General features: G+C 67.8%; 19 protein-coding genes. 16 read left to right on the top strand and 3 right to left on the bottom strand.

Features of this window, described 5'->3' with window-relative positions:
• Window positions 1–31: 31 nt before the first annotated feature.
• Window positions 32–1,051: a non-homologous end joining protein Ku gene (gene ku, locus AC3WL8_RS03670; protein ID WP_211979455.1), complete on the top strand. Its 1,020-nt coding sequence runs from the start codon at window positions 32–34 to the stop codon at window positions 1,049–1,051.
• A 70-nt stretch (window positions 1,052–1,121) separates the two neighbouring features.
• On the opposite strand, the gene AC3WL8_RS03665 is transcribed toward ku, so the two are convergent.
• Window positions 1,122–1,562 (bottom strand): BON domain-containing protein, encoded by a 441-nt coding sequence (locus tag AC3WL8_RS03665; protein WP_013953942.1) that lies wholly within the window; start codon window positions 1,560–1,562, stop codon window positions 1,122–1,124.
• Between the two features lie 287 nt (window positions 1,563–1,849).
• Window positions 1,850–2,098 carry a hypothetical protein gene (locus AC3WL8_RS03660; protein ID WP_194946805.1) on the bottom strand — a complete coding sequence of 83 codons (249 nt, stop codon included), beginning with the start codon at window positions 2,096–2,098 and terminating at the stop codon, window positions 1,850–1,852.
• A 235-nt stretch (window positions 2,099–2,333) separates the two neighbouring features.
• Here AC3WL8_RS03660 and AC3WL8_RS03655 point away from each other — a divergent pair, with 235 nt between their 5' ends.
• The 9 genes from AC3WL8_RS03655 (at window position 2,334) to AC3WL8_RS03615 (ending at window position 10,337) form a co-directional block, all read left to right on the top strand.
• Window positions 2,334–3,290: an oxygenase MpaB family protein gene (locus AC3WL8_RS03655; RefSeq protein WP_371827363.1), complete on the top strand. Its 957-nt coding sequence runs from the start codon at window positions 2,334–2,336 to the stop codon at window positions 3,288–3,290.
• A gap of 745 nt (window positions 3,291–4,035) precedes the next feature.
• Entirely contained in the window at window positions 4,036–4,362 is a 327-nt protein-coding gene (locus AC3WL8_RS03650; protein WP_211979456.1) for an RNA chaperone Hfq, read from the top strand.
• 225 nt (window positions 4,363–4,587) lie between these two features.
• Window positions 4,588–5,895, top strand: a complete 1,308-nt coding sequence (locus tag AC3WL8_RS03645) for a FliC/FljB family flagellin (RefSeq protein ID WP_211979457.1) — start codon at window positions 4,588–4,590, stop codon at window positions 5,893–5,895.
• A 137-nt stretch (window positions 5,896–6,032) separates the two neighbouring features.
• Window positions 6,033–6,410 (top strand): flagellar protein FlaG, encoded by a 378-nt coding sequence (locus tag AC3WL8_RS03640; RefSeq protein WP_211979458.1) that lies wholly within the window; start codon window positions 6,033–6,035, stop codon window positions 6,408–6,410.
• A gap of 33 nt (window positions 6,411–6,443) precedes the next feature.
• Window positions 6,444–7,850 (top strand): flagellar filament capping protein FliD, encoded by a 1,407-nt coding sequence (gene fliD, locus AC3WL8_RS03635; RefSeq protein WP_013953947.1) that lies wholly within the window; start codon window positions 6,444–6,446, stop codon window positions 7,848–7,850.
• 38 nt (window positions 7,851–7,888) lie between these two features.
• Entirely contained in the window at window positions 7,889–8,314 is a 426-nt protein-coding gene (gene fliS / locus AC3WL8_RS03630; RefSeq protein WP_013953948.1) for a flagellar export chaperone FliS, read from the top strand.
• A 1-nt stretch (window position 8,315) separates the two neighbouring features.
• Window positions 8,316–8,657, top strand: a complete 342-nt coding sequence (locus AC3WL8_RS03625; protein ID WP_013953949.1) for a flagellar protein FliT — start codon at window positions 8,316–8,318, stop codon at window positions 8,655–8,657.
• Between the two features lie 70 nt (window positions 8,658–8,727).
• Entirely contained in the window at window positions 8,728–10,053 is a 1,326-nt protein-coding gene (fliK, locus tag AC3WL8_RS03620) for a flagellar hook-length control protein FliK (RefSeq protein ID WP_211979459.1), read from the top strand.
• Window positions 10,050–10,337, top strand: coding sequence for an EscU/YscU/HrcU family type III secretion system export apparatus switch protein (locus tag AC3WL8_RS03615; protein ID WP_211979460.1), 288 nt, complete (start codon window positions 10,050–10,052; stop codon window positions 10,335–10,337). The genes fliK and AC3WL8_RS03615 overlap by 4 nt, the downstream gene beginning before the upstream one ends.
• Window positions 10,338–10,414: 77 nt before the next feature.
• Here the strand turns inward: AC3WL8_RS03615 and fliE are convergent, their stop codons facing one another.
• Window positions 10,415–10,738, bottom strand: coding sequence for a flagellar hook-basal body complex protein FliE (gene fliE, locus AC3WL8_RS03610; RefSeq protein WP_041688225.1), 324 nt, complete (start codon window positions 10,736–10,738; stop codon window positions 10,415–10,417).
• A 406-nt stretch (window positions 10,739–11,144) separates the two neighbouring features.
• On the opposite strand from fliE, the gene fliF reads away from it, so the two are divergent.
• From fliF to AC3WL8_RS03580, 6 genes are read left to right on the top strand one after another with little or no spacing between them, the layout of a single operon-like run.
• Window positions 11,145–12,875, top strand: coding sequence for a flagellar basal-body MS-ring/collar protein FliF (gene fliF, locus AC3WL8_RS03605; protein ID WP_013953953.1), 1,731 nt, complete (start codon window positions 11,145–11,147; stop codon window positions 12,873–12,875).
• Window positions 12,862–13,872 (top strand): flagellar motor switch protein FliG, encoded by a 1,011-nt coding sequence (fliG, locus tag AC3WL8_RS03600; protein ID WP_013953954.1) that lies wholly within the window; start codon window positions 12,862–12,864, stop codon window positions 13,870–13,872. Before fliF ends, fliG begins: the two co-directional genes overlap by 14 nt.
• Entirely contained in the window at window positions 13,859–14,677 is an 819-nt protein-coding gene (gene fliH, locus AC3WL8_RS03595) for a flagellar assembly protein FliH (RefSeq protein ID WP_153954105.1), read from the top strand. The genes fliG and fliH overlap by 14 nt, the downstream gene beginning before the upstream one ends.
• Window positions 14,670–16,145, top strand: a complete 1,476-nt coding sequence (gene fliI / locus AC3WL8_RS03590) for a flagellar protein export ATPase FliI (RefSeq protein ID WP_211979462.1) — start codon at window positions 14,670–14,672, stop codon at window positions 16,143–16,145. Before fliH ends, fliI begins: the two co-directional genes overlap by 8 nt.
• Window positions 16,123–16,581 (top strand): flagellar export protein FliJ, encoded by a 459-nt coding sequence (fliJ, locus tag AC3WL8_RS03585; RefSeq protein WP_013953957.1) that lies wholly within the window; start codon window positions 16,123–16,125, stop codon window positions 16,579–16,581. Before fliI ends, fliJ begins: the two co-directional genes overlap by 23 nt.
• 26 nt (window positions 16,582–16,607) lie before the next feature.
• Window positions 16,608–18,032: a flagellar hook-length control protein FliK gene (locus tag AC3WL8_RS03580; RefSeq protein WP_492377922.1), complete on the top strand. Its 1,425-nt coding sequence runs from the start codon at window positions 16,608–16,610 to the stop codon at window positions 18,030–18,032.
• Window positions 18,033–18,172: the final 140 nt, after the last annotated feature.

Here is an 18,172-nt window from a genome sequence, read left to right as displayed (position 1 = left end):
GTGCCCGTGCGGTTGGCAAAGGAGCCGTCACGTGTCACGCATCATCTGGAAAGGCGCCATAACCTTTGGCCTGGTCAACATCCCGGTGGTATTGCGGCCCGCGTCGCGCAGCCAGACGCTGGACCTGGACCTGCTGGACGTGCGCGACATGGCGCCGGTGGGCTACCAGCGCATCAACAAGAGCACCGGCAAGCCGGTCGACAAGGAACATATCGTCAAGGGCTACCAGTACGCCAAGGACGAATACGTGCTGCTGAACGAGGAAGACTTCCGCCAGGCCAATGTCGAGGCCACGCAGACGGTGGATATCGTCAGCTTTGTCGACGCGCAGAGCATCCCGCCGTACTACTTCGATACGCCCTACTACCTCGAGCCCGACAAGCGCGGCGAGCGCGGCTACGCGCTGCTGCATGAAACCATGCGCCGCACCGGGCGTGCCGCGCTGGCGCTGGTGGTGCTGCGCGCCCGCCAGCACCTGGCCGCGATGCTGGTGCACGGCGACGCGCTCGTGCTCAACACTATGCGCTTTGCCGACGAGGTGCTGCCCATCTCTGAACTGCGCCTGCCCAAGGCAGCCACCGGCAAACCCACCGGCGCGCACGCGCGCGAGATCGAGATGGCCACCAAGCTGGTCGACGACATGAGCGAAGACTGGGAGCCGGAACAGTACCGCGACAGCTATCGTGACGACCTGATGGCGCGCATCGAAGAAAAGATCGATTCCGGCAAGACCCACCAGCTGACCCCGCCTGCGGCAGAGGAAGAAGCGCCGCGCCAGGGCGCCAAGGTCATCGACATGGTGGCGCTGCTGCGCCAGAGCCTGGGCCAGCGCGGCAAGGAAGACAAGGAAGGCGCCGCGCCCGCGCGCCGCAAGACCCCTGCGCGGCATGCCGCCGCCAGTAAGCAGCCCGCTGCAAAGCGGGCTGCGACCCCGCCTGCCAAGGGCGCCAGCACTGCCGCCAAGACCAAGCGCGCACCGGCCAAGCGCGAGTCGCACGCGCCGGCCGCGCGCAAGAGTGCAGGCACTACGCGCAGGAAGCACGCGGCTTAGGCCGGCGCTGCGGTTCGCCAAATCCCGATGGGGTTCTCCCTCTCCCGCTTGCAGGAGAGGGAGCAATGTCTCAGCGCGACGACACCTTCAGGTTGTCATTGACCGACGTCACGCCCTCGACGCTGCGGATCGCGTCCAGCGCCATGTCGTGCTGCTGCTGGCTCGGCACCGTGCCGCTCACGTCGACCGTGCCCTGCTGGGTCTTCACATGGATGGCGGTGGACTTGAGGTCCTTGGTCGTGAGCAGCTTGGTCTTGATCTTGGTGGTGATGGCGCTGTCCTCGACGGCGCGCTTGGTCTTGTCGACGCTCATGTCCGAGGCGGCGCCCCGGTCAGGGTCGGCACGGCCTGGCATGCCCGGCGCGGAATTGACGGGCGCCGCAGGGGTATTGTCCGCCGCAACCAAGATCAGGCCGCTCTTGTCGAGCGCCAGCGCGCTGCCGGCCGCCGCCAGCGCCGCAGCAACACAGACCATCCGCACCGTGCGCGCGGGGATTCGGGAAAAACGCATGGCTGCCTCCTGTTCGGGTCACCAGCGCATCCGCTGCCGTGCCTTGCCTGGCACGCGGAACCACTGGTAAGCCATTTTTCAGCAAGCTCCATACCTGCCGGCCAGGCCGCGCCAGGCGTCCCTGACGGGACCCAGGGTGTGTAAATCGGGCCGCCCGTTGTAAAAGCGCCCGCCGCACGGTGTGCTGCATCGCGCGCTACAGGCCGATGCCGGCGGCACCCGGGTCCTTCCATGCTTGGCACGGCGATTGCGAATCAGGGAACGCGGCAGTTCGCCGCGTCAAGGAGCTAGCAATGGGACAGCAGCAACAGCCGGGTCAATCGCAGTCGGGCCAGAAGCCGCAGGATCAGAAGCAGCAGGAACAATCTGGCCAACGCGGCAGCCAGCAACAGCCGGGACAACAACAAGGCGGCGGTCAGATGGGTAACCAGGACCGCAAGCAGGACCAACAACAGCAGCAGGATCGCGGCAGCTCGCAACCGGGCCAGCAAAGTGGCCAACGCAGCGGCCAGCAAAGCGGCCAGGGTGGCCAGCAAGGCGGACAACGCCAGCCGTAACCAGCGACAGCCACGACAACAGGCAGCTTTCCGGGTATGTGCGGCAGCAACATGCGGTGCGGCCGCAGGGGCATACGCCGGAGATTGGCAGGCCGGGACTCCCGCAAGGGGGCTCCGGCCCTTTTTGCGGCAAGCGCACCGGCATGACCGCGCGCACATCGTCCCGCATCCCGTGTATGCTGGCCCTGACTTCCCCATCCAGGCACCACCGGCCTTGTCCAGCTTTACCGACCCCGCCGCCGGCCGCCCTGCGCAGCCAGGACGCGGGCCGCTGAACCATCTCTCCACCAGGCTGCGTGAGCGCGCTGGCGCGCACGTGCGCGCGCTGACCCGCAGCAATTCCGGCCTGACCCTCGACTACGACAACCCACCGGGCGATCCCGGCCTGTTCGGGCCCGACGCGGTCTGCTGGCGCGTGCACGCCGACTTTCCGGCAATGCTCGCGGGCGGCGTCAGCGCGCTGCTGCTGCAGACGCTGCATCCGCTGGCGCTGGCCGGGGTCTGGGACCACTCCAGCTTTCGCACCGACATGCAGGGGCGCCTGGGGCGCACCGCGCAGTTCATCGCCGGCACCACCTACGGCAGCCGTGCCGATGCCATGGCGCTGATCGGGCGCGTACGGCGCATCCATGCCGGCGTGATTGGCGTGGCTCCGGACGGGCGGCACTATGCAGCCTCCGATCCGGCGTTGCTGACGTGGGTGCACGTGGCCGAGGTCTCGAGCTTCCTGGCTGGCTACCTGCGCTATGTCGGGCCACTGAGCAGCGCCGAGCAGGATCGCTACTACGACGAGGTCGCGCGCATCGCCGAGATGCTGGGCGCGGCCGACGTGCCGCGCTCGCGCGCCGAAGTCACGGCCTACCTTGAGGCCATGCGGCCTGCGCTGCTGGCCAGCGAACGCACCAGCGAAGTGGTGCGGTTGGTGCGGAAGATGCCGGTGGCCAACCCGCTGCTGCAGCCGGCGGTGCGCATCATGGCCCACGGCGGCATCGCCCTCCTGCCGCCGTGGGCACGGCACCAGCTCGATCTGGACGGCCCTTCGATACGGCGCCCGGCCGCACTCGCGGGCATGCATGTGCTGGCACCGGCGCTTCGCTGGGTGCTGGGCGCCGGCCTGGCAGCGCGTGCACGGCGGCGCGTGGCCCGCGGCACCGCCACCACGGCCGGCTGAGGGCCGCGCCGGCTATCGGCGTTCAGCGGACACTTCTTGAAGGGAAATGAGAATTGGCGGCAAAAACCCTCGCATTTCGGAGGATTGCGCGCCGCGAAAGTGGCGTTAAATCTGCCTCGGCATTCCGAACGGCCGGTCGGATTTACCAGCCGCACCAGCCACAGCGCCACAGAGCGCGATTCAAACGACGCAGGCAAAAAAAGAAGCCTACGCGCGGGGTGCTCGTAGGCTTTCCAGGACTGCTCGAGCCGAAAGGCTCTTGCCAAGAATATAAACGCGCTTACATGAGGTGTAAATCCCGTTTCTATCAGGGGATTCCCTCATGCGATATGAGATCGTTTGCGCACTTTTGATAATTTGGGCCCTGACGCTACATCAGGGCATTTTTCGCATGGGCTGGCAATTTCCTCACGGGCCCCGTCCACACCGGGCCTGCCGGCCTGCATCCCTCGCCGCAGCATGCGGCAGCGCACAATCTGTTACAATATCCAAGCTTCGAGAGCAACACATTTTATAGAGCAAAGACTCTAGATCCGAATTGGCGCGCGGTTCGTCAACGCTTGTAGAACTTTGTTACTCTCAGCCCCGAAGTATTCCCCTTCTCTTCTGGCAGCACCAACCGGCGACGCCGCAGCTACCGAGAGCGGATGTTTCCCCTGCCGCCCTGGCCGCGCCGCACCCCAAGCCGCCGGCCAACGGACCATTATCAGCCGCCAGAACCCTAGTGGGCTCTTCCGGAGTCGTTGTGAAGAAGAAGGAAACCCGGCCCAGGTCACCGAGCCGAAAGCAACTGCAGCACCAGCAATTTGCAGCGTACAGCACCAGCCAGGCGCCTGTGATCGTCCACCTGTCCAACGGCGCGCGACTGCAGGGCCTCGTGCTGGCGTCCGACGACTACGTGGTGCTGCTTGGCCGGCAGCCGGACGACATCCGGCCCACGGTGGTCTACAAGCGGGCCATCTGCCTGGTCACGCTGGCCAATGCGCCGGACGCGCCGGTGGTGGCACCGGATCCGGCCCCGGCGCCGGACTTCCTGCCGATCTACATCCCCCGCACCCGCAAGCGCCGCTAGGCCAACGCCCGCCCCACACGCCTTCCCGCTCCGGCGCCCCCTGCCGCGCCGGGCCTCCGCCCGCCCTGCCGGCACCCCGCGAAACTATCGCGGAGATCACTCTAAACCTTTCCCTTGCCCGGTCGATAACCCAAGCAACGGAGGCACTCTACGCCCTGCAAAGCAGGCCGCCAACGTTACGGCACTAGCCGGAATGCCCAAAACTTTGCATATAGGAGTCGTACCATGGCGCAAGTCATTAACACCAATTCGTTGTCTCTGATGACTCAGAACAACATGAACACGTCGCAATCGTCGCTGAACACGGCGATCCAGCGCCTGTCGTCGGGCCTGCGCATCAACAGCGCCAAGGACGACGCCGCCGGCCAGGCCATCGCCAACCGCTTTACCTCGAACATCCGCGGCCTGACGCAAGCCCAGCGCAACGCCAACGACGGCATCTCGCTGGCACAAACGACGGAAGGCGCGCTGACCGAAGTCAACAACAACCTGCAACGTATTCGTGAACTGTCGGTCCAGGCGGCCACGGGTTCGAACTCGTCGTCTGACCTGAAGTCGATTCAGGATGAAATCAACCAGCGCCTGTCTGAAATCGACCGTACGTCGCAACAGACCGACTTCAACGGCGTCAAGGTTCTGGCCGGCAGCAACAAGCTGTCCGTCCAGGTTGGCGCCAACGACGGCGAAACCATCTCCATCGATCTGAAGCAGATCGACAGGACCACGCTGGGCCTGAGCGGCTTCTCGGTGGCCAAGAACTCGCTGGACGTTGGCCCGAAGATCACCACGATCAACGCTGCCGCTGGTACCGGTTCGTTCAACGTGAGCTTCGCTGCAGGCGACGTCACCAAGATCAACGCCGCAACCGGCAAGACCTTCGCCGCAGCGGACCTCGAACTGCACGAAGTCAAGACGGCTGCCGGTGCGAACTCGGGCCAGTTCGTCGTGAAGGCTGGTGACGACTACTTTGCCGCTTCGGTCGACCGTACCACCGGGGCCGTGAAGCTCAACGAAGCCGATGTTGCGTTCGACGACACCGCCAATGGCATCAGCGCCGCCGTCACGCTGCAAGACCAACTGGTGCGCGTTGCCAACGATGCTACAGGCGCTGCCACGGGCTACGTCACCGTGCAGGGCAAGAACTACGTCGCTGCCAATACGCTGGTCGACGGCGGTGCAGCCCCCACGCTCAACGTGGCCGTTGGCACGATCTCCCTGAGCGGCGCCACCCCCACGGCCGAATTCACGGGCGTTCCCACCGGCAACGCGCTGAAGAAGATCGACGCCGCGCTGAAGCAAGTCGACGACCTGCGCAGCTCGCTGGGTGCAGTCCAGAACCGTTTTGACTCCGTCATCTCGAACCTGGGCACCACCGTGACCAACCTGTCCTCGTCGCGCTCGCGCATCCAGGACGCTGACTACGCAACGGAAGTGTCGAACATGACCCGCGCGAACATCCTGCAACAGGCTGGTACGTCGGTCCTGGCGCAAGCCAACCAGACCACCCAAGGCGTGCTGTCGCTGCTGCGTTAATCGCGTCGGCGAAACGCGCAAGAAGGCTGGGCCGCAAGGCCCGGCCTTTTTGCCCGAGGAGCATTTCGCAGGCAGCCCGACTGCCTGCAAAGCGTTTCTCCTGGAACTGAACCCTCCCAACCCGGACGGAGTATTCGATGGCGCCTCCCCCGACAGTGAACCCCTTTACCGTGCGGATGCCAGCCGAAGGCTTAGCCGTTGCCATGCCGTCTGGCGGCGCCACCACCATGGCCAGCCAGGCTACGCAGCGACAGGATCGTGCCGTAACCAGCGACCACACAGAAGCCGCCCAGGGATTGGAAACCAGCGCCGCCATCGGCGAGCTGGTCGACGCGCTCAAGACCACCACCATCGGCCTGCGCTTCGAGATCGACGACGCCACGCACCGCGTCATCACCAAGGTGATCGACAAGGAAACCGGCGACCTGATCCGGCAGATGCCCACCGAAGAGGTGCTGCGCATTGCCCGCGCCATCGACAAGCTGCAGGGGTTGTTCATCAACCACGCGGCCTGAGCCCTGAATATCAGTTGAAGACGAGACAATAATATGGCAACGATCTCCTCCATCGGCATCGGTTCCAACCTGCAACTGAGCGATCTGCTGGACCAGCTGCAGAAGGCCGAGCAGGCACCGCTTGACGCCATCAATGCGCAGGCCAAGAGCTACCAGACCAAGTTGTCGGCCTACAGTCAGGTGCAAAGCGTGCTGGATGCCTACCAGGGCGCGGCGAAGAAGCTGTCCGATGCTGCCACCTTCGGCGCCGTAAAGGCCAGCGTCGGCAACACGGACGTGATGACCGTCACCACCGCTGCCAACGCCGTGCCTGGCAGCTACAGCATTACTGTCAACACGCTGGCCACCGCGCAGTCGCTGGTGAGCAGCAACGTTGCCGACCAGAAGGCCGCGATCGGCGGCGGCGAGCTCGTGTTCGACTTCGGCGAAGCGCTGGCCACCGGTGGCGCCGCCACTACCACCAAGAAGGTCACCATCCCCGCGGATTCTTCCCTCGAAGGGATGCGCGATGCCATCAACAAGGCCGGCATCGGGGTGACCGCCAGCATCGTCAATGACGGCAGCGCCAGCCCATACCGCCTGGTATTGACGTCGGACAAGACCGGAACGCAAGCCACCATGCGCGTGTCGTCGACCGATGCTGCACTGAACAGCGTGGTTGCGTTCGACCCGGCCGCGGCGCCCGCCGCCAACAAGATGGAACAGAAGGTGCCGCCTGCCAATGCGACGCTGAAGATCAACGGCATCGACGTGGTCAGCCAGAGCAATTCAGTGGTGGACGCAGCGCAGGGCGTGACCATGAACCTTGTCAAGCCAGGCACGACATCGCTGGTGGTGACCCGTGACAACGTCGCAATCAAGGCCGCCGTCCAGGCTTTTGTCACCGCCTACAACAACATTCAGAGTTCCGCCAAGTCGCTGACGGCATTCGATACCAAGGCCGGTACGTCCGCGGCATTGACTGGCGACGGCACGCTGCGCACGATCCAGTCCGGCCTGCGGTCGATGCTGGGCGGCGCCATGGATGACGGCAACGGCGGCACGATCACGCTGATCGACGTCGGCATCAGTTTCGACAAAGACGGCACGATGAAGCTGGACGACACCAAGCTGACCAAGGCGATAAACGACAACCTGGGCCGCGTCACGTCCCTGTTTTCCAGCACCACCGGCGACGGCGGAATCGGCAAGCGCGCCAGCACCTATATCGAGGGCCTGAGCAAGACCGATGGCGCGCTGAAGGTGGCTCAGGATGGCATCACCAAGACGCTGAAGGACCTGGAAGACGACTATGACCGCGTCCAGGACCGCGTTACTGCCACGGTTGCTCGATACAAGGCCCAGTTCACGCAACTGGACCTGGTGGTCGCGCAGATGAACCGCACAAGCAGCTACCTGACGCAGCAGTTCAATGCGCTGAACAACAGCGCCAAAAAGTAACCGTCCCGCCGCATCCCACAGCCTGAAGGAACCCAACCATGTTCGCCCGCGCATCCGCCAATGCCTACGCCCAGGTCGGCGTCCAGACCGGTGCCATGAGCGCCAGTCCGCACAAGCTGATCACCCTGCTGTACGACGGCGCGCGCGCGGCGATTGCGCGGGCGAAGTTCCACCTGGAAGGCGGCAGTATTGCCGAACGCGGCAACGCCATCTCCAAGGCCATCGACATCATCGACAACGGCCTGCGCGCCGTGCTCGACCATGAGGCTGGCGGCGAGATCTCCGCCAACCTCGAATCCCTGTACGAGTACATGGTGCGCCGGCTGATGCTGGCCAACCTGCGCAGCGACGCAGCCCTGCTGGCCGAGGTCGACACGCTGCTCGAAAGCCTGGCTTCGGCCTGGGCGCAGATCGACGACACGGCCGCGGCCGCGGATCAGCAACCCGCCTTGCAGGACAACTGACATGGCTTCCCTTCCCAAGTTTTCCCCGATCGTGGACTGCTACGAGGAAATCCTCGCGCTGTCCGCACGCATGCACGAGGCCGCCCAGGCAGCTGACTGGGACACCGTAGCCAAGCTGCAGCAGGGCTACCTGGCCCAGGTGGATCGCCTGCGCCAGATGGACCACGAGGCACCGTTTTCCGATGCGGAACGCATGCGCCGCTACCAGTTGCTGGACCGCATCCTCACGTACGACGCCCGCATCCGTGACCTGGCCATGCCGCAGCTGAAGAAGCTCGGCGACATGCTGACCAGCTCGCGCCGCCAGTTCGAACTATCCGCCGCCTATGGCGCCACGGCCTGACGCAGCCTGACCGCTGCACTGCTCCCTGCGGCGGGCCGGAAAGCCCGCCGTCTGCATTCAAGCGACCCGTATGACCGGCATCCATCTGCCTCCAGGCCTGGCACCCGGTCAGGCCCCGGACCCACAACCGCTGCGCACCGCGCTTGCCATCGACAAGCTGGCGGCGCTGCAGCCCGTGCCCGAGGCCACCGAGTCGAATGTCCAGAACTCCACTGGCCAGGCGATCCGCCACAGCCAGCAGGCCACCGGCCCCAACGCCTTGGCGGGCCAGGCTGCGTTGCTGCCGGGCACTTCGACGCAGGAATCGCTGAGCGCGGCGGCGCGCGCCATCCTTGCGGTGATGGACGGCACTGAGGCCCAGCCGGTTCGCAGCGCCGGCCCGCTGCTGGCCGCCGCGCCCACGCCAGCGTCCGCGCAGGCCGCCGCGGCGGCCTTTGCCAACACGGTCGGGCAGAGCGGCCTGTTCTACGAATCACACCTGGCGCAGTGGGTTGCCGGGGCGCGCGCGTTGTCCGGCATCCGCCAGGAGCCGCAGGCGCAAGTACCGGTGCCGGCCCGAGCGGCTGCCCCAGGTGGCACTGCGCAGGCCGCAGCAACAACGCTGCCGTCTGCGCTGCTGACCTATGCCGGCGGTGCCGCAGCGGCGGAGCCGGCGCGGCCCTCGGCGCCGCCGCTGATTCCGGCCTCGCAGGTGCTGGCTGAAGCGCTGGCTTCGGCCGGCAATCCGCGCGTGGCCCACAGCCATGCGGCCGCGGAACAGGCGCTGCGGCAAGGCACCGCCACCACGGCGGCTTACAGCCGCGAAGCCGCTGCCGAACCCGGGACCCAGCGCCAGTCCGCCGCGGCGCTGGCCAGGCAGGCCTACCAGACTACCGCGGAGGCTGGCGCGCGCACTGTTGCGCCGGACAGCCTCGCCCCGCACGCGGCGCGCGCCGCCGCGGGCCTGCCGGACATCGCCTCGGCGGACGCCGGCCGGCAGGCCGCGGCAGCCGGCCCGGCCATCCATCCGGCTACCGAAGGCGTGGTCCGCCAGCAGCTGGAACTGCTCGCCACGCAGCAGTTCCGCTTTGCCGGCGAAGCCTGGCCCGGCGTGCCGATGGAGTGGGAGTTGCTGCGCCCCGATGCGGATGGCGCGGCGCAGGCCCATGACGACAACGCCCGGCCATGGTCCAGCCGCCTGCGGCTGCAATTGCCGAGCCTCGGCATCGTCGAAGCGGTGCTGACACTGGGACCGGCAGGGCTCGACGCCCGCGTGGCAACGCCCGAGACCGATGTCGCGGCGCGTTTCATCGCGGCACGGCCGCTGCTGCGCAACCAGCTGGAGGCGCAGGGCATCGTGCTGCAGCGCCTGAGCGTGCAGACCCAGGACAACATGACAGAAGGAGAGGCGCGATGAGCGAAGCGGCGCAAGACCGCGGCACGGCGATCGCGCTGTCCTACCAGCACAGCGACAAGGCCCCGCGCGTAGTCGCCAAGGGCTATGGCGTGGTGGCCGAAGCCATCATCGCCCGCGCGCGCGAAGCGGGCGTCTATATCCACGATTCGCCCACCCTGGTGAACTTGCTGATGCAGGTCGACCTGGACAGCCACGTGCCGCCGCAGCTCTATGTGGCCGTGGCAGAACTGCTGGCGTGGATCTACCACCTTGAAGCGGGCATGGACGCAGGCGCTGAAGCGTAGACCTGACCCGGACGACAAGAGCCCCTGACCGCTTGCGCGCGCCAGGGGCTCTTTGCTTTCTGGGCAGGCCGGTAGGCTTACACCGCCATATTCATCATTTCCTGGTATGCCGCCACCAGCCGGTTCCGCACCTGCACCCCGGTCTGGAACGACACATTGGCCTTCTGCAGATCGATCATCACGTCATTGAGGGCCACGCCGGGCTTGCCCAGCTCGAATGCCTCGGCCTGGCCGTAGGCACGCTCCTGCGCGGCGTTGATGCGCCCCAGCGAACGCTGCAGCTCGCCGGCAAAGCCGCCGCCGACCGGCGCGGCGGACTGGCTGGCACTGTTGCCCGAGGCAACCTGGGACATCCCGCGCAGTTGCTGCAGCATGCCCTCGATGGAAGAGATAGTGGTCATTTGGCTCGTCGTATGCCGGTCCACCGGCAGAGTTCGTCTTGTGGCGCGCCCTTGCATCACATAACGGCCTACCGGCAGGTGGGCCTCAGGCGGTTCGCAGCCAGTTTCAGCCCCCGCAGAGTACCCGCCGCCTCCGCTCTCCCATGGGCCGAAATCGGACAAAAAACCGCGTCTGTTCGCCGGATTGTCGCGCTCAAGTCTGGCCGATCATTGCCACCGTGCCGGAAGAGCGCGGGCTGTCGTCCCGTGCTGGCTCCGGAAATCACCAGACAACCATCGATTCGGGAGTACGCGTGTTTTCTCTGCAGCGTAATGTGAGCCGTGCCGTGAGCCGCGCCGACGACCAAGGCGGTCAGCATCGCCCGTGCCGTCGCGAGCATCGCGGCGCCGGATCCGGAGCACGCGCATGACCGCGGCCGTGGCACTGCCCGGGCGCCCGGCAGAAGTGCTCGAGCGCCTGAAGGCCAACCCGAAGCTGCCGCTGATGCTGGGCGGCGCAGCCTTGGCCGCGGCCATCGCGGTGGGCGTGCTGTGGTCGCGCAGCCCGGACTACAAGGTGCTGTACAGCAACCTCTCCGAGCGCGACGGCGGCGCGGTGCTGCAGTCGCTGCAGCAGATGAACGTGCCTTACAAGTTCGCCGAAGGCGGCGGTGCGGTGATGGTGCCGGCCGAGAAGGTGCATGAGACCCGCCTGCGCCTGGCATCGCAGGGCCTGCCCAAGAGCGGCACCGCCGGCATGGAGCTGATGGACAACCAGAAGTTCGGCATCAGCCAGTTTGCCGAGCAGGTCAACTACCAGCGCGGACTAGAAGGCGAGTTGGCGCGTTCGATCGAATCCATCGCCGCGGTGCAGTCCGCCCGCGTGCATCTGGCCATCCCCAAGCCGACGCTGTTCGTGCGCGAGCGCCAGAAGCCGACCGCGTCGATCGTGCTGCAGCTGTACCCGGGCCGCGCCGTCGATGAAGGCCAGGTCGCGGCCATCGGCCACCTGGTGTCGTCCAGCGTGCCGGAGCTGACGCCCAAGTCGATCTCGATCGTCGACCAGCACGGCAACCTGCTGTCGAACACCGGCAACGAGCGCATGCTCGACGCGACCCAGCTCAAGTACGTCCAGGCGCTGGAGCAAAATTACCTGAAGCGCATCGAAGCGATCCTGACGCCGATCGTCGGCAAGGACAACGTGCGCGCGCAGGTGACCGCCGACGTGGACTTTTCCATCGTCGAGCACACCGACGAGAGCTACAAGCCGAATCAGGACCCGACCCGCTCGGCCATCCGCAGCCAGCAGACCAGCGAATCGACCCAGCAGGGTGCCACGCCGCCGGGCGGCGTGCCCGGCGCGCTGTCGAACCAGCCGCCGGCCGCCGCCGCCGCGCCCGTGACCACGCCGCAGACGCCGCGTGCGGGCCAGGCGCCGGGACAGGCCGGTGCTCCGGCTGCCGGGCAGCCCGGACAGCCGGCGCAAGCTGCCCAGCCAGGCCAGGGGGCCCCGGGCGCCAATTCCACGGCTTCCAGCGGCCCCAGCAGCAATCGGCGCGACTCCACCGTCAACTACGAGCTGGACCGCTCCGTGCGCCACGTGCAGCAGGCACCGGGCGGCGTGCGCCGCCTGTCGGTGGCGGTGGTGGTCAACTACCGCCAGCAGGCCGATGCCAAGGGCAAGCTCGTGGCCGAAGCGCTGCCGCCGGCACTGCTGGCGCAGATCGAGAACCTGACCAAGGAAGCGATGGGCTTCTCGGCCGACCGCGGCGACTCCATCAACGTGGTCAACAGCCCGTTCACCGCCGAGCGCGAGAAAGCCGCGCCCGAGGTGCCGCTGTGGAAGCAGCCCGACATGATCGAGCTGGGCAAGACCCTTGCGGGCTACCTGCTGCTGGCAGTGCTGGCGCTGTTCGTGTGGTTCAAGGTGGCGCGCCCGATCCTGCGCCGCTACACCTCGCCGCCGCTGCCGGCGCCGGAAGCCAGGGACGAGACCGAGGCGGTGCTGCTGCCGCCGGACGAGCCCGCCAACCCGGAAATCCTGCGGCTTGCCGCCAAGTATGAAAGCGACCTCGCGCTGGTGCGCGACGCCGCACAGCGCGACCCGCGCCTGGTCGCCAGCGTGATCAAGAACTGGATTGCCAATGACAACCGCTAAGGGCATGTCCGAATCTGGCCTGCAAAAGAGCGCCGTCCTGATGATGGCGATCGGCGAGGATGCCGCGGCCGAGGTGTTCAAGCACCTGTCGCAGCGTGAAGTGCAGGAGCTGGGCTCGGCCATGGCCACGCTCAGCTCGGTCACCCGCGAGGAAATGGCCGAGGTGCTGGGCGAGTTCCGCTCCGAGACCGAGCAGTACCTGGCCCTGAACGTCGATTCCAACGCCTTTATCCGCAGCGTGTTGAACAAGGCGCTGGGCGAGGAACGCGCCCAGTCGGTGATCGAAGACATCCTGGAATCACGCGATCCGGGCGGCGGCATCGATTCGCTGAACTGGATGGACGCCACGGCCATTGCCGAGCTGATCCGTGACGAGCACCCGCAGATCATCGCCACCATCCTGATCCACCTGGACCGCCAGAAGTCTTCCGAAGTGCTGGCGCTGTTCACCGACCGCCTGCGCAATGACGTGATCCTGCGTATCGCCACCTTCGGCGGCGTGCAGCCGGGCGCGCTGCAGGAACTGACCGACGTGCTGACCAAGCTGCTGGCGGGCCAGAGCCTGAAGCGCAGCCGCATGGGCGGCGTGCGCACCGCGGCCGAGATCATCAACCTGATGAGCACCGCGCACGAAGAGGCCGTCATCGACGGCGTGCGCCTGCACGACGGCGACCTGGCGCAGAAGATCATCGACGAGATGTTCCTGTTCGAGAACCTGCTGGAGGTCGACGACCGCGGCATCCAGCGCGTGCTCAAGGAAATCGCCACCGAGTCGCTCATCGTCGCGCTCAAGGGCGCGCCGCAGGAGCTGCGCGACAAGTTCATCCGCAATATGTCCACCCGCGCCGGCGAGATGCTGCGCGAGGACCTGGACGCGCTGGGCCCGGTGCGCGTGTCGCAGGTCGAGGCCGAGCAGAAGGCAATCCTGCAGGTGGTAAGACGCCTGGCGGATGCGGGCGAAGTGCAGATCGGCGGAGGCGACGATGCCTATGTCTGAGGCAAACCCTGAGCGCGGCCAGGCCGCACGCCGCGCGCCGCGCGGCGACCCGCTCTCTTCCCTTGCCGGCAACGGCGCGGCCGCCGATCCTGGCGGCTTTGCGCCGTTCGAGCCCCCGCGCCGCGCGCGTGGCGGCGCAGCCGGCTGGCAGCGCTGGCAGATGGGCTCGCTCGATCCCCGGGATATGGAGCCGCCCGAAGCCCTGGCCGCCATGCCATCCGAGCCCGCACCGCCGCCGATCGACTTCGAGGCGCTCGACGCGATGCGCGAAGGCGCGCGCAAGGAAGGCTATGCCCAGGGCTACACCCAGGGGCAGACCCAGGGCTACGGCGACGGCCACCGCGAAGGCTACGCCCGCGGCCTGGAAGCCGCACGCAACGAGGCCACGCAGCTGCAGGCGCTGGCCACCAACTTTCGCAGCGCGCTCGGCGGCGTGGACGACCAGGTCGCGCGCGCGCTGGTGTCGCTGGCGCTGGACGTGGCGCGCCAGCTGGTGCGCACCGCCCTGGCAAACGACCCCGCAGTGCTGCTGCCGGCCGTACGCGAGCTGCTGACAAGCGAACCAGCGCTGTGCGGATCGCCCAGCCTGCTGCTGCATCCCGACGACGTGGCGCTGGTGGAAACCCACCTGCATGGCGAACTGGCGGCCGCCGGCTGGACCGTGCGCGCCGATCCGTCGGTGGCGCGCGGCGGCTGCATCGCCAGTGCCGCCAGCGGCGAGCGCGATGCCACGCTGCCTACGCGCTGGACCCGCGTGGTCAAGGCGCTGGGCCGCGACGATCCGTGGGAGCCGCCACATGCCTGATGCCGCCGAGCAAGCCACGCCCGCGCCGGATTCCGCGCTGGCTCATGCGCAACGCTGGATCGGCGCGCTGGACAGCGCCACGGCCGGCATCGCCGGGCTCGACAGCAAGCGCAGCTGCGGCCGTCTGACGCGCGCCGCGGGCCTGGTGCTGGAAGCCGTGGGCCTGCGCCTGCCGGTGGGCAGCGACTGCCTGATCGAGCTGCCCGCCGGGCAGTTCACCACCGACAGCAATGCCCCGCGCACCGCGGAAGCGGAAGTGGTGGGCTTTGGCGCCGACCGGCTCTACCTGATGCCGCAATCGGATGTGGTGGGCTTGCTGCCGGGCGCGCGCGTCTATCCGCTGGAACCATCGCCGCAGCCGGCCGGCATCACCGCGCCGCGCGAGCCGGGCTCCAAGCGCCTGCCGGTTGGCGCCGGCCTGCTGGGCCGCGTGCTGGATGCCGCGGGCCGTCCGCTCGACGGGCTGGGCCCGATCACCGCCGCCATGGAGGTGCCGCTGGCCGGCGAGCAGATCAACCCGCTGATGCGCGCGCCGATCGAGACTGTGCTCGATACCGGCGTGCGCGCCATCAACGGCATGCTGACCGTCGGACGCGGCCAGCGCATGGGGCTGTTCGCGGGCTCGGGCGTGGGCAAGAGCGTGCTGCTCGGCATGATGGCGCGCTATACCAGCGCCGACGTGATCGTGGTCGGCCTGATCGGCGAACGCGGCCGCGAAGTGAAGGAGTTCATCGAGAACATACTTGGCCCCGACGGCCGCGCACGTTCGGTGGTGGTGGCCGCGCCGGCCGATACCTCGCCGCTGCTGCGCATGCAGGGCGCCGCCTATGCGACGCGGCTGGCCGAGTATTTCCGCGACCAGGGCCAGCACGTGCTGCTGATCATGGACTCGCTGACGCGCTACGCCATGGCGCAGCGCGAGATCGCGCTGGCCATCGGCGAGCCGCCGGCCACCAAGGGCTACCCGCCCTCGGTCTTTGCCAAGCTGCCGACGCTGGTCGAGCGCACCGGCAATGGCCCCGAGGGCGGCGGCTCGATCACCGCGTTCTACACGGTGCTGACCGAAGGCGACGACCAGCAGGACCCGATCGCCGATTCCGCGCGCGCCATCTTGGACGGCCATATCGTGCTGTCGCGCAGCCTGGCCGAATCCGGCCACTACCCGGCCATCGACGTGGAAGCATCGATCAGCCGCGCCATGACCGCGCTGATCCCGGCCGCCCAGTTCGGCTCGGTGCGCCGCTTCAAGCAGCTGATGTCGCGCTACCAGCGCAACCGCGACCTGATCAGCGTGGGTGCCTACGTGCCGGGCAACGACCCGGAGCTGGACCTGGCGATGCGCCTGCACCCGCGCATGGAAGCTTTCCTGCAGCAAGACATCCACGAGCGCGCCGGCTACGACGACGCCATCGCCCAGCTTCACAGCCTCTTCGACAGGAGTGAACATGCCCAGGCATTCACCGCTTAATACGCTGGCTGACCTCGCCCAGAACGATACCGACGCCGCCGCGCGCGAGCTGGGCAGGCTGCAGGGACTGCGCACGCAGGCTGAGCAGCAGCTCAACCAGCTCACCGAGTACCGCCATGAGTACCGCGCGCGCATGCAGGTGGTGGCCGCCGAAGGCATGACCTCGAGCCGCTGGCAGGATTTCTCGCGCTTTCTCGATTCGCTCGACCATGCCATCCGCCAGCAGGGCGCGGCGCTGGCCAAGGCCGAGGCCGACCTGCTGGCAGGGCGCAACCACTGGCAGCACCAGAAGCGCCGCCTGAACTCGTTCGACACGCTGATCGCGCGCGCCGAAGCGAAGGAAGACCAGGTTGCCGCGCGCCGCGAGCAGCGCGCCAACGACGAATACGCAGCCCGCCTGGTCCGCACCACGGCCAGCCGCCTCAGCGAAGCCTGACCCGGGCCACACCCGTAGCCAACCCCATGATCGATATCAGCCAGATTGTCAGCAGCGCCGCCAATGCGGTCGAGAGCGCCAGGCGCGCCACCGCCGACGCAACCGCAAGCGGATTCGGCGACGCGCTGTCGCGCGCTCGCGAAAGCAGCAAGGCCCCCGCGTCGCCGGCCAGGGAAACCACCGCGCGCGACCAGCCCGCATCGCGCCAGCCCGCGGCGCAGGCCGATGCCGGCAAGCCCCAGCCAGTCGCCGCGGCCGGCAAGAAGCCCACGGCCGGCCACAAGGATGAAGACCAGGACCAGGACGACACCACGGCAGCCACGCCGACGGACGCCGCAGCCGCTGCCGCAGCGGCCCTGGCACTGATGCTGCCTGCCGCCGCCCCGACCAGCCCTGCTGCCGCACCGTGCGCGCCAGGTTCCGCCCTCGCGGGCGTTGCCGACACCGGCGGCGGCGCCGCACTGCAGGCGGCGCTGGCAAATGCCACGCAGCCGGCCACGGCAGATGTCCAGGCCGATGCCATGCCGGCGGCCGCCACGCCGCAGCCGGACACGCTGCAGGTCGTCACCACCGAAGCCCGGCCCGCACAGCCTTCGGTAGCCGACACGCTGGCCACCATCGCATCCCAGCGCGCCGCGATGCAGGCCGGCACCGGCGCAGGCACCGACGGCAAGGCCGGCACGGCCCAGGCCATCCCGGGCGACGTACTGGCCGTCCAGCAGCAGGACACCACCGGCCAGTCTGCCGGCGGATCGGGCAATCGCCCCGACAGCGGCATCGCCCAGCACCGCGCCGATCCGCTCGCCGCCAACCCCGGCACGGCGGATACCAGACCCGTGGCAACACCGTTCGCCGTCGCACAGGCTGCCGCCCGCACCGGCGAGGCTACCGCCGCCAGCCCCGACAACACGCAAGCCGCGGCCGCCGCCTTGGCCGGCCAGGCCACCCCGTCGGCTACTGCAGCCGCTGCAGCCGCCTCCGCCCGTCCCGTGGTCACCCCGCCGCTGTATGACAGCCAGTGGCCGCAGGCCCTTGGCCAGCAGATGATCCGCATGAGCACGCAAGGCCAGCAAAGCGCCGAACTGCAGCTGAACCCGCCCGACCTCGGGCCGCTCAAGGTCGTGCTCAACGTGGTCAACGAGCAGGCCCAGGCCCAGTTCGTCTCGCCCCACCAGGCCGTGCGCGCCGCGGTGGAAGCGGCGCTGCCGCACCTGCGCACCGCGCTGTCGGAAAGCGGCATCCAGCTTGGACAGACTTCGGTGGGCGCAGACGGCTTTGCCAGCCAGGCGGGCAATGGCAACGGGCAGCAACAGCAGGCACCGGAGAATGGGCGCGGGCAAACCAGCTTTGGTGCCGGCACGCTGGCGGCTGTTGAGCCGGCGGCGGTGGCCAGTACGACGGCCCGTCCCGCACGCGTGCTTGGGCGTGGCGAGATCGATACGTTTGCCTGAGTTCGCGCTACGCAGCGCGTGGTGATTGCGCCAAGGAAGAATGCAAGGCCGCCCGACGGGCGGCCTTTGTCATGTCAGCGGCGGCCGGTTCATGTATTTCGCTCACAATCCTGCAACCAGATTTAACGGATTGCTGCTAG

Source organism: Cupriavidus sp. FW305-F7 (assembly GCF_058782875.1).
The sequence above is the reverse complement of the archived record's forward strand: the minus strand, read 5'-3'. Positions and strand labels throughout refer to the sequence as shown.

What these genes read in the sequence shown, in the direction of transcription:
- AC3WL8_RS03665 (WP_013953942.1), bottom strand. Translation starts at nt 1,562, where the DNA reads ATGCGTTTTTCCCGAATCCCCGCGCGCACGGTGCGGATGGTCTGTGTT.
- AC3WL8_RS03645 (WP_211979457.1), top strand. Translation starts at nt 4,588, where the DNA reads ATGGCGCAAGTCATTAACACCAATTCGTTGTCTCTGATGACTCAGAAC.
- AC3WL8_RS03640 (WP_211979458.1), top strand. Translation starts at nt 6,033, where the DNA reads ATGGCGCCTCCCCCGACAGTGAACCCCTTTACCGTGCGGATGCCAGCC.
- fliD (WP_013953947.1), top strand. Translation starts at nt 6,444, where the DNA reads ATGGCAACGATCTCCTCCATCGGCATCGGTTCCAACCTGCAACTGAGC.
- fliS (WP_013953948.1), top strand. Translation starts at nt 7,889, where the DNA reads ATGTTCGCCCGCGCATCCGCCAATGCCTACGCCCAGGTCGGCGTCCAG.
- AC3WL8_RS03625 (WP_013953949.1), top strand. Translation starts at nt 8,316, where the DNA reads ATGGCTTCCCTTCCCAAGTTTTCCCCGATCGTGGACTGCTACGAGGAA.
- fliK (WP_211979459.1), top strand. Translation starts at nt 8,728, where the DNA reads ATGACCGGCATCCATCTGCCTCCAGGCCTGGCACCCGGTCAGGCCCCG.
- AC3WL8_RS03615 (WP_211979460.1), top strand. Translation starts at nt 10,050, where the DNA reads ATGAGCGAAGCGGCGCAAGACCGCGGCACGGCGATCGCGCTGTCCTAC.
- fliE (WP_041688225.1), bottom strand. Translation starts at nt 10,738, where the DNA reads ATGACCACTATCTCTTCCATCGAGGGCATGCTGCAGCAACTGCGCGGG.
- fliF (WP_013953953.1), top strand. Translation starts at nt 11,145, where the DNA reads ATGACCGCGGCCGTGGCACTGCCCGGGCGCCCGGCAGAAGTGCTCGAG.
- fliG (WP_013953954.1), top strand. Translation starts at nt 12,862, where the DNA reads ATGACAACCGCTAAGGGCATGTCCGAATCTGGCCTGCAAAAGAGCGCC.
- fliH (WP_153954105.1), top strand. Translation starts at nt 13,859, where the DNA reads ATGCCTATGTCTGAGGCAAACCCTGAGCGCGGCCAGGCCGCACGCCGC.
- fliI (WP_211979462.1), top strand. Translation starts at nt 14,670, where the DNA reads ATGCCTGATGCCGCCGAGCAAGCCACGCCCGCGCCGGATTCCGCGCTG.
- fliJ (WP_013953957.1), top strand. Translation starts at nt 16,123, where the DNA reads ATGCCCAGGCATTCACCGCTTAATACGCTGGCTGACCTCGCCCAGAAC.
- AC3WL8_RS03580 (WP_492377922.1), top strand. Translation starts at nt 16,608, where the DNA reads ATGATCGATATCAGCCAGATTGTCAGCAGCGCCGCCAATGCGGTCGAG.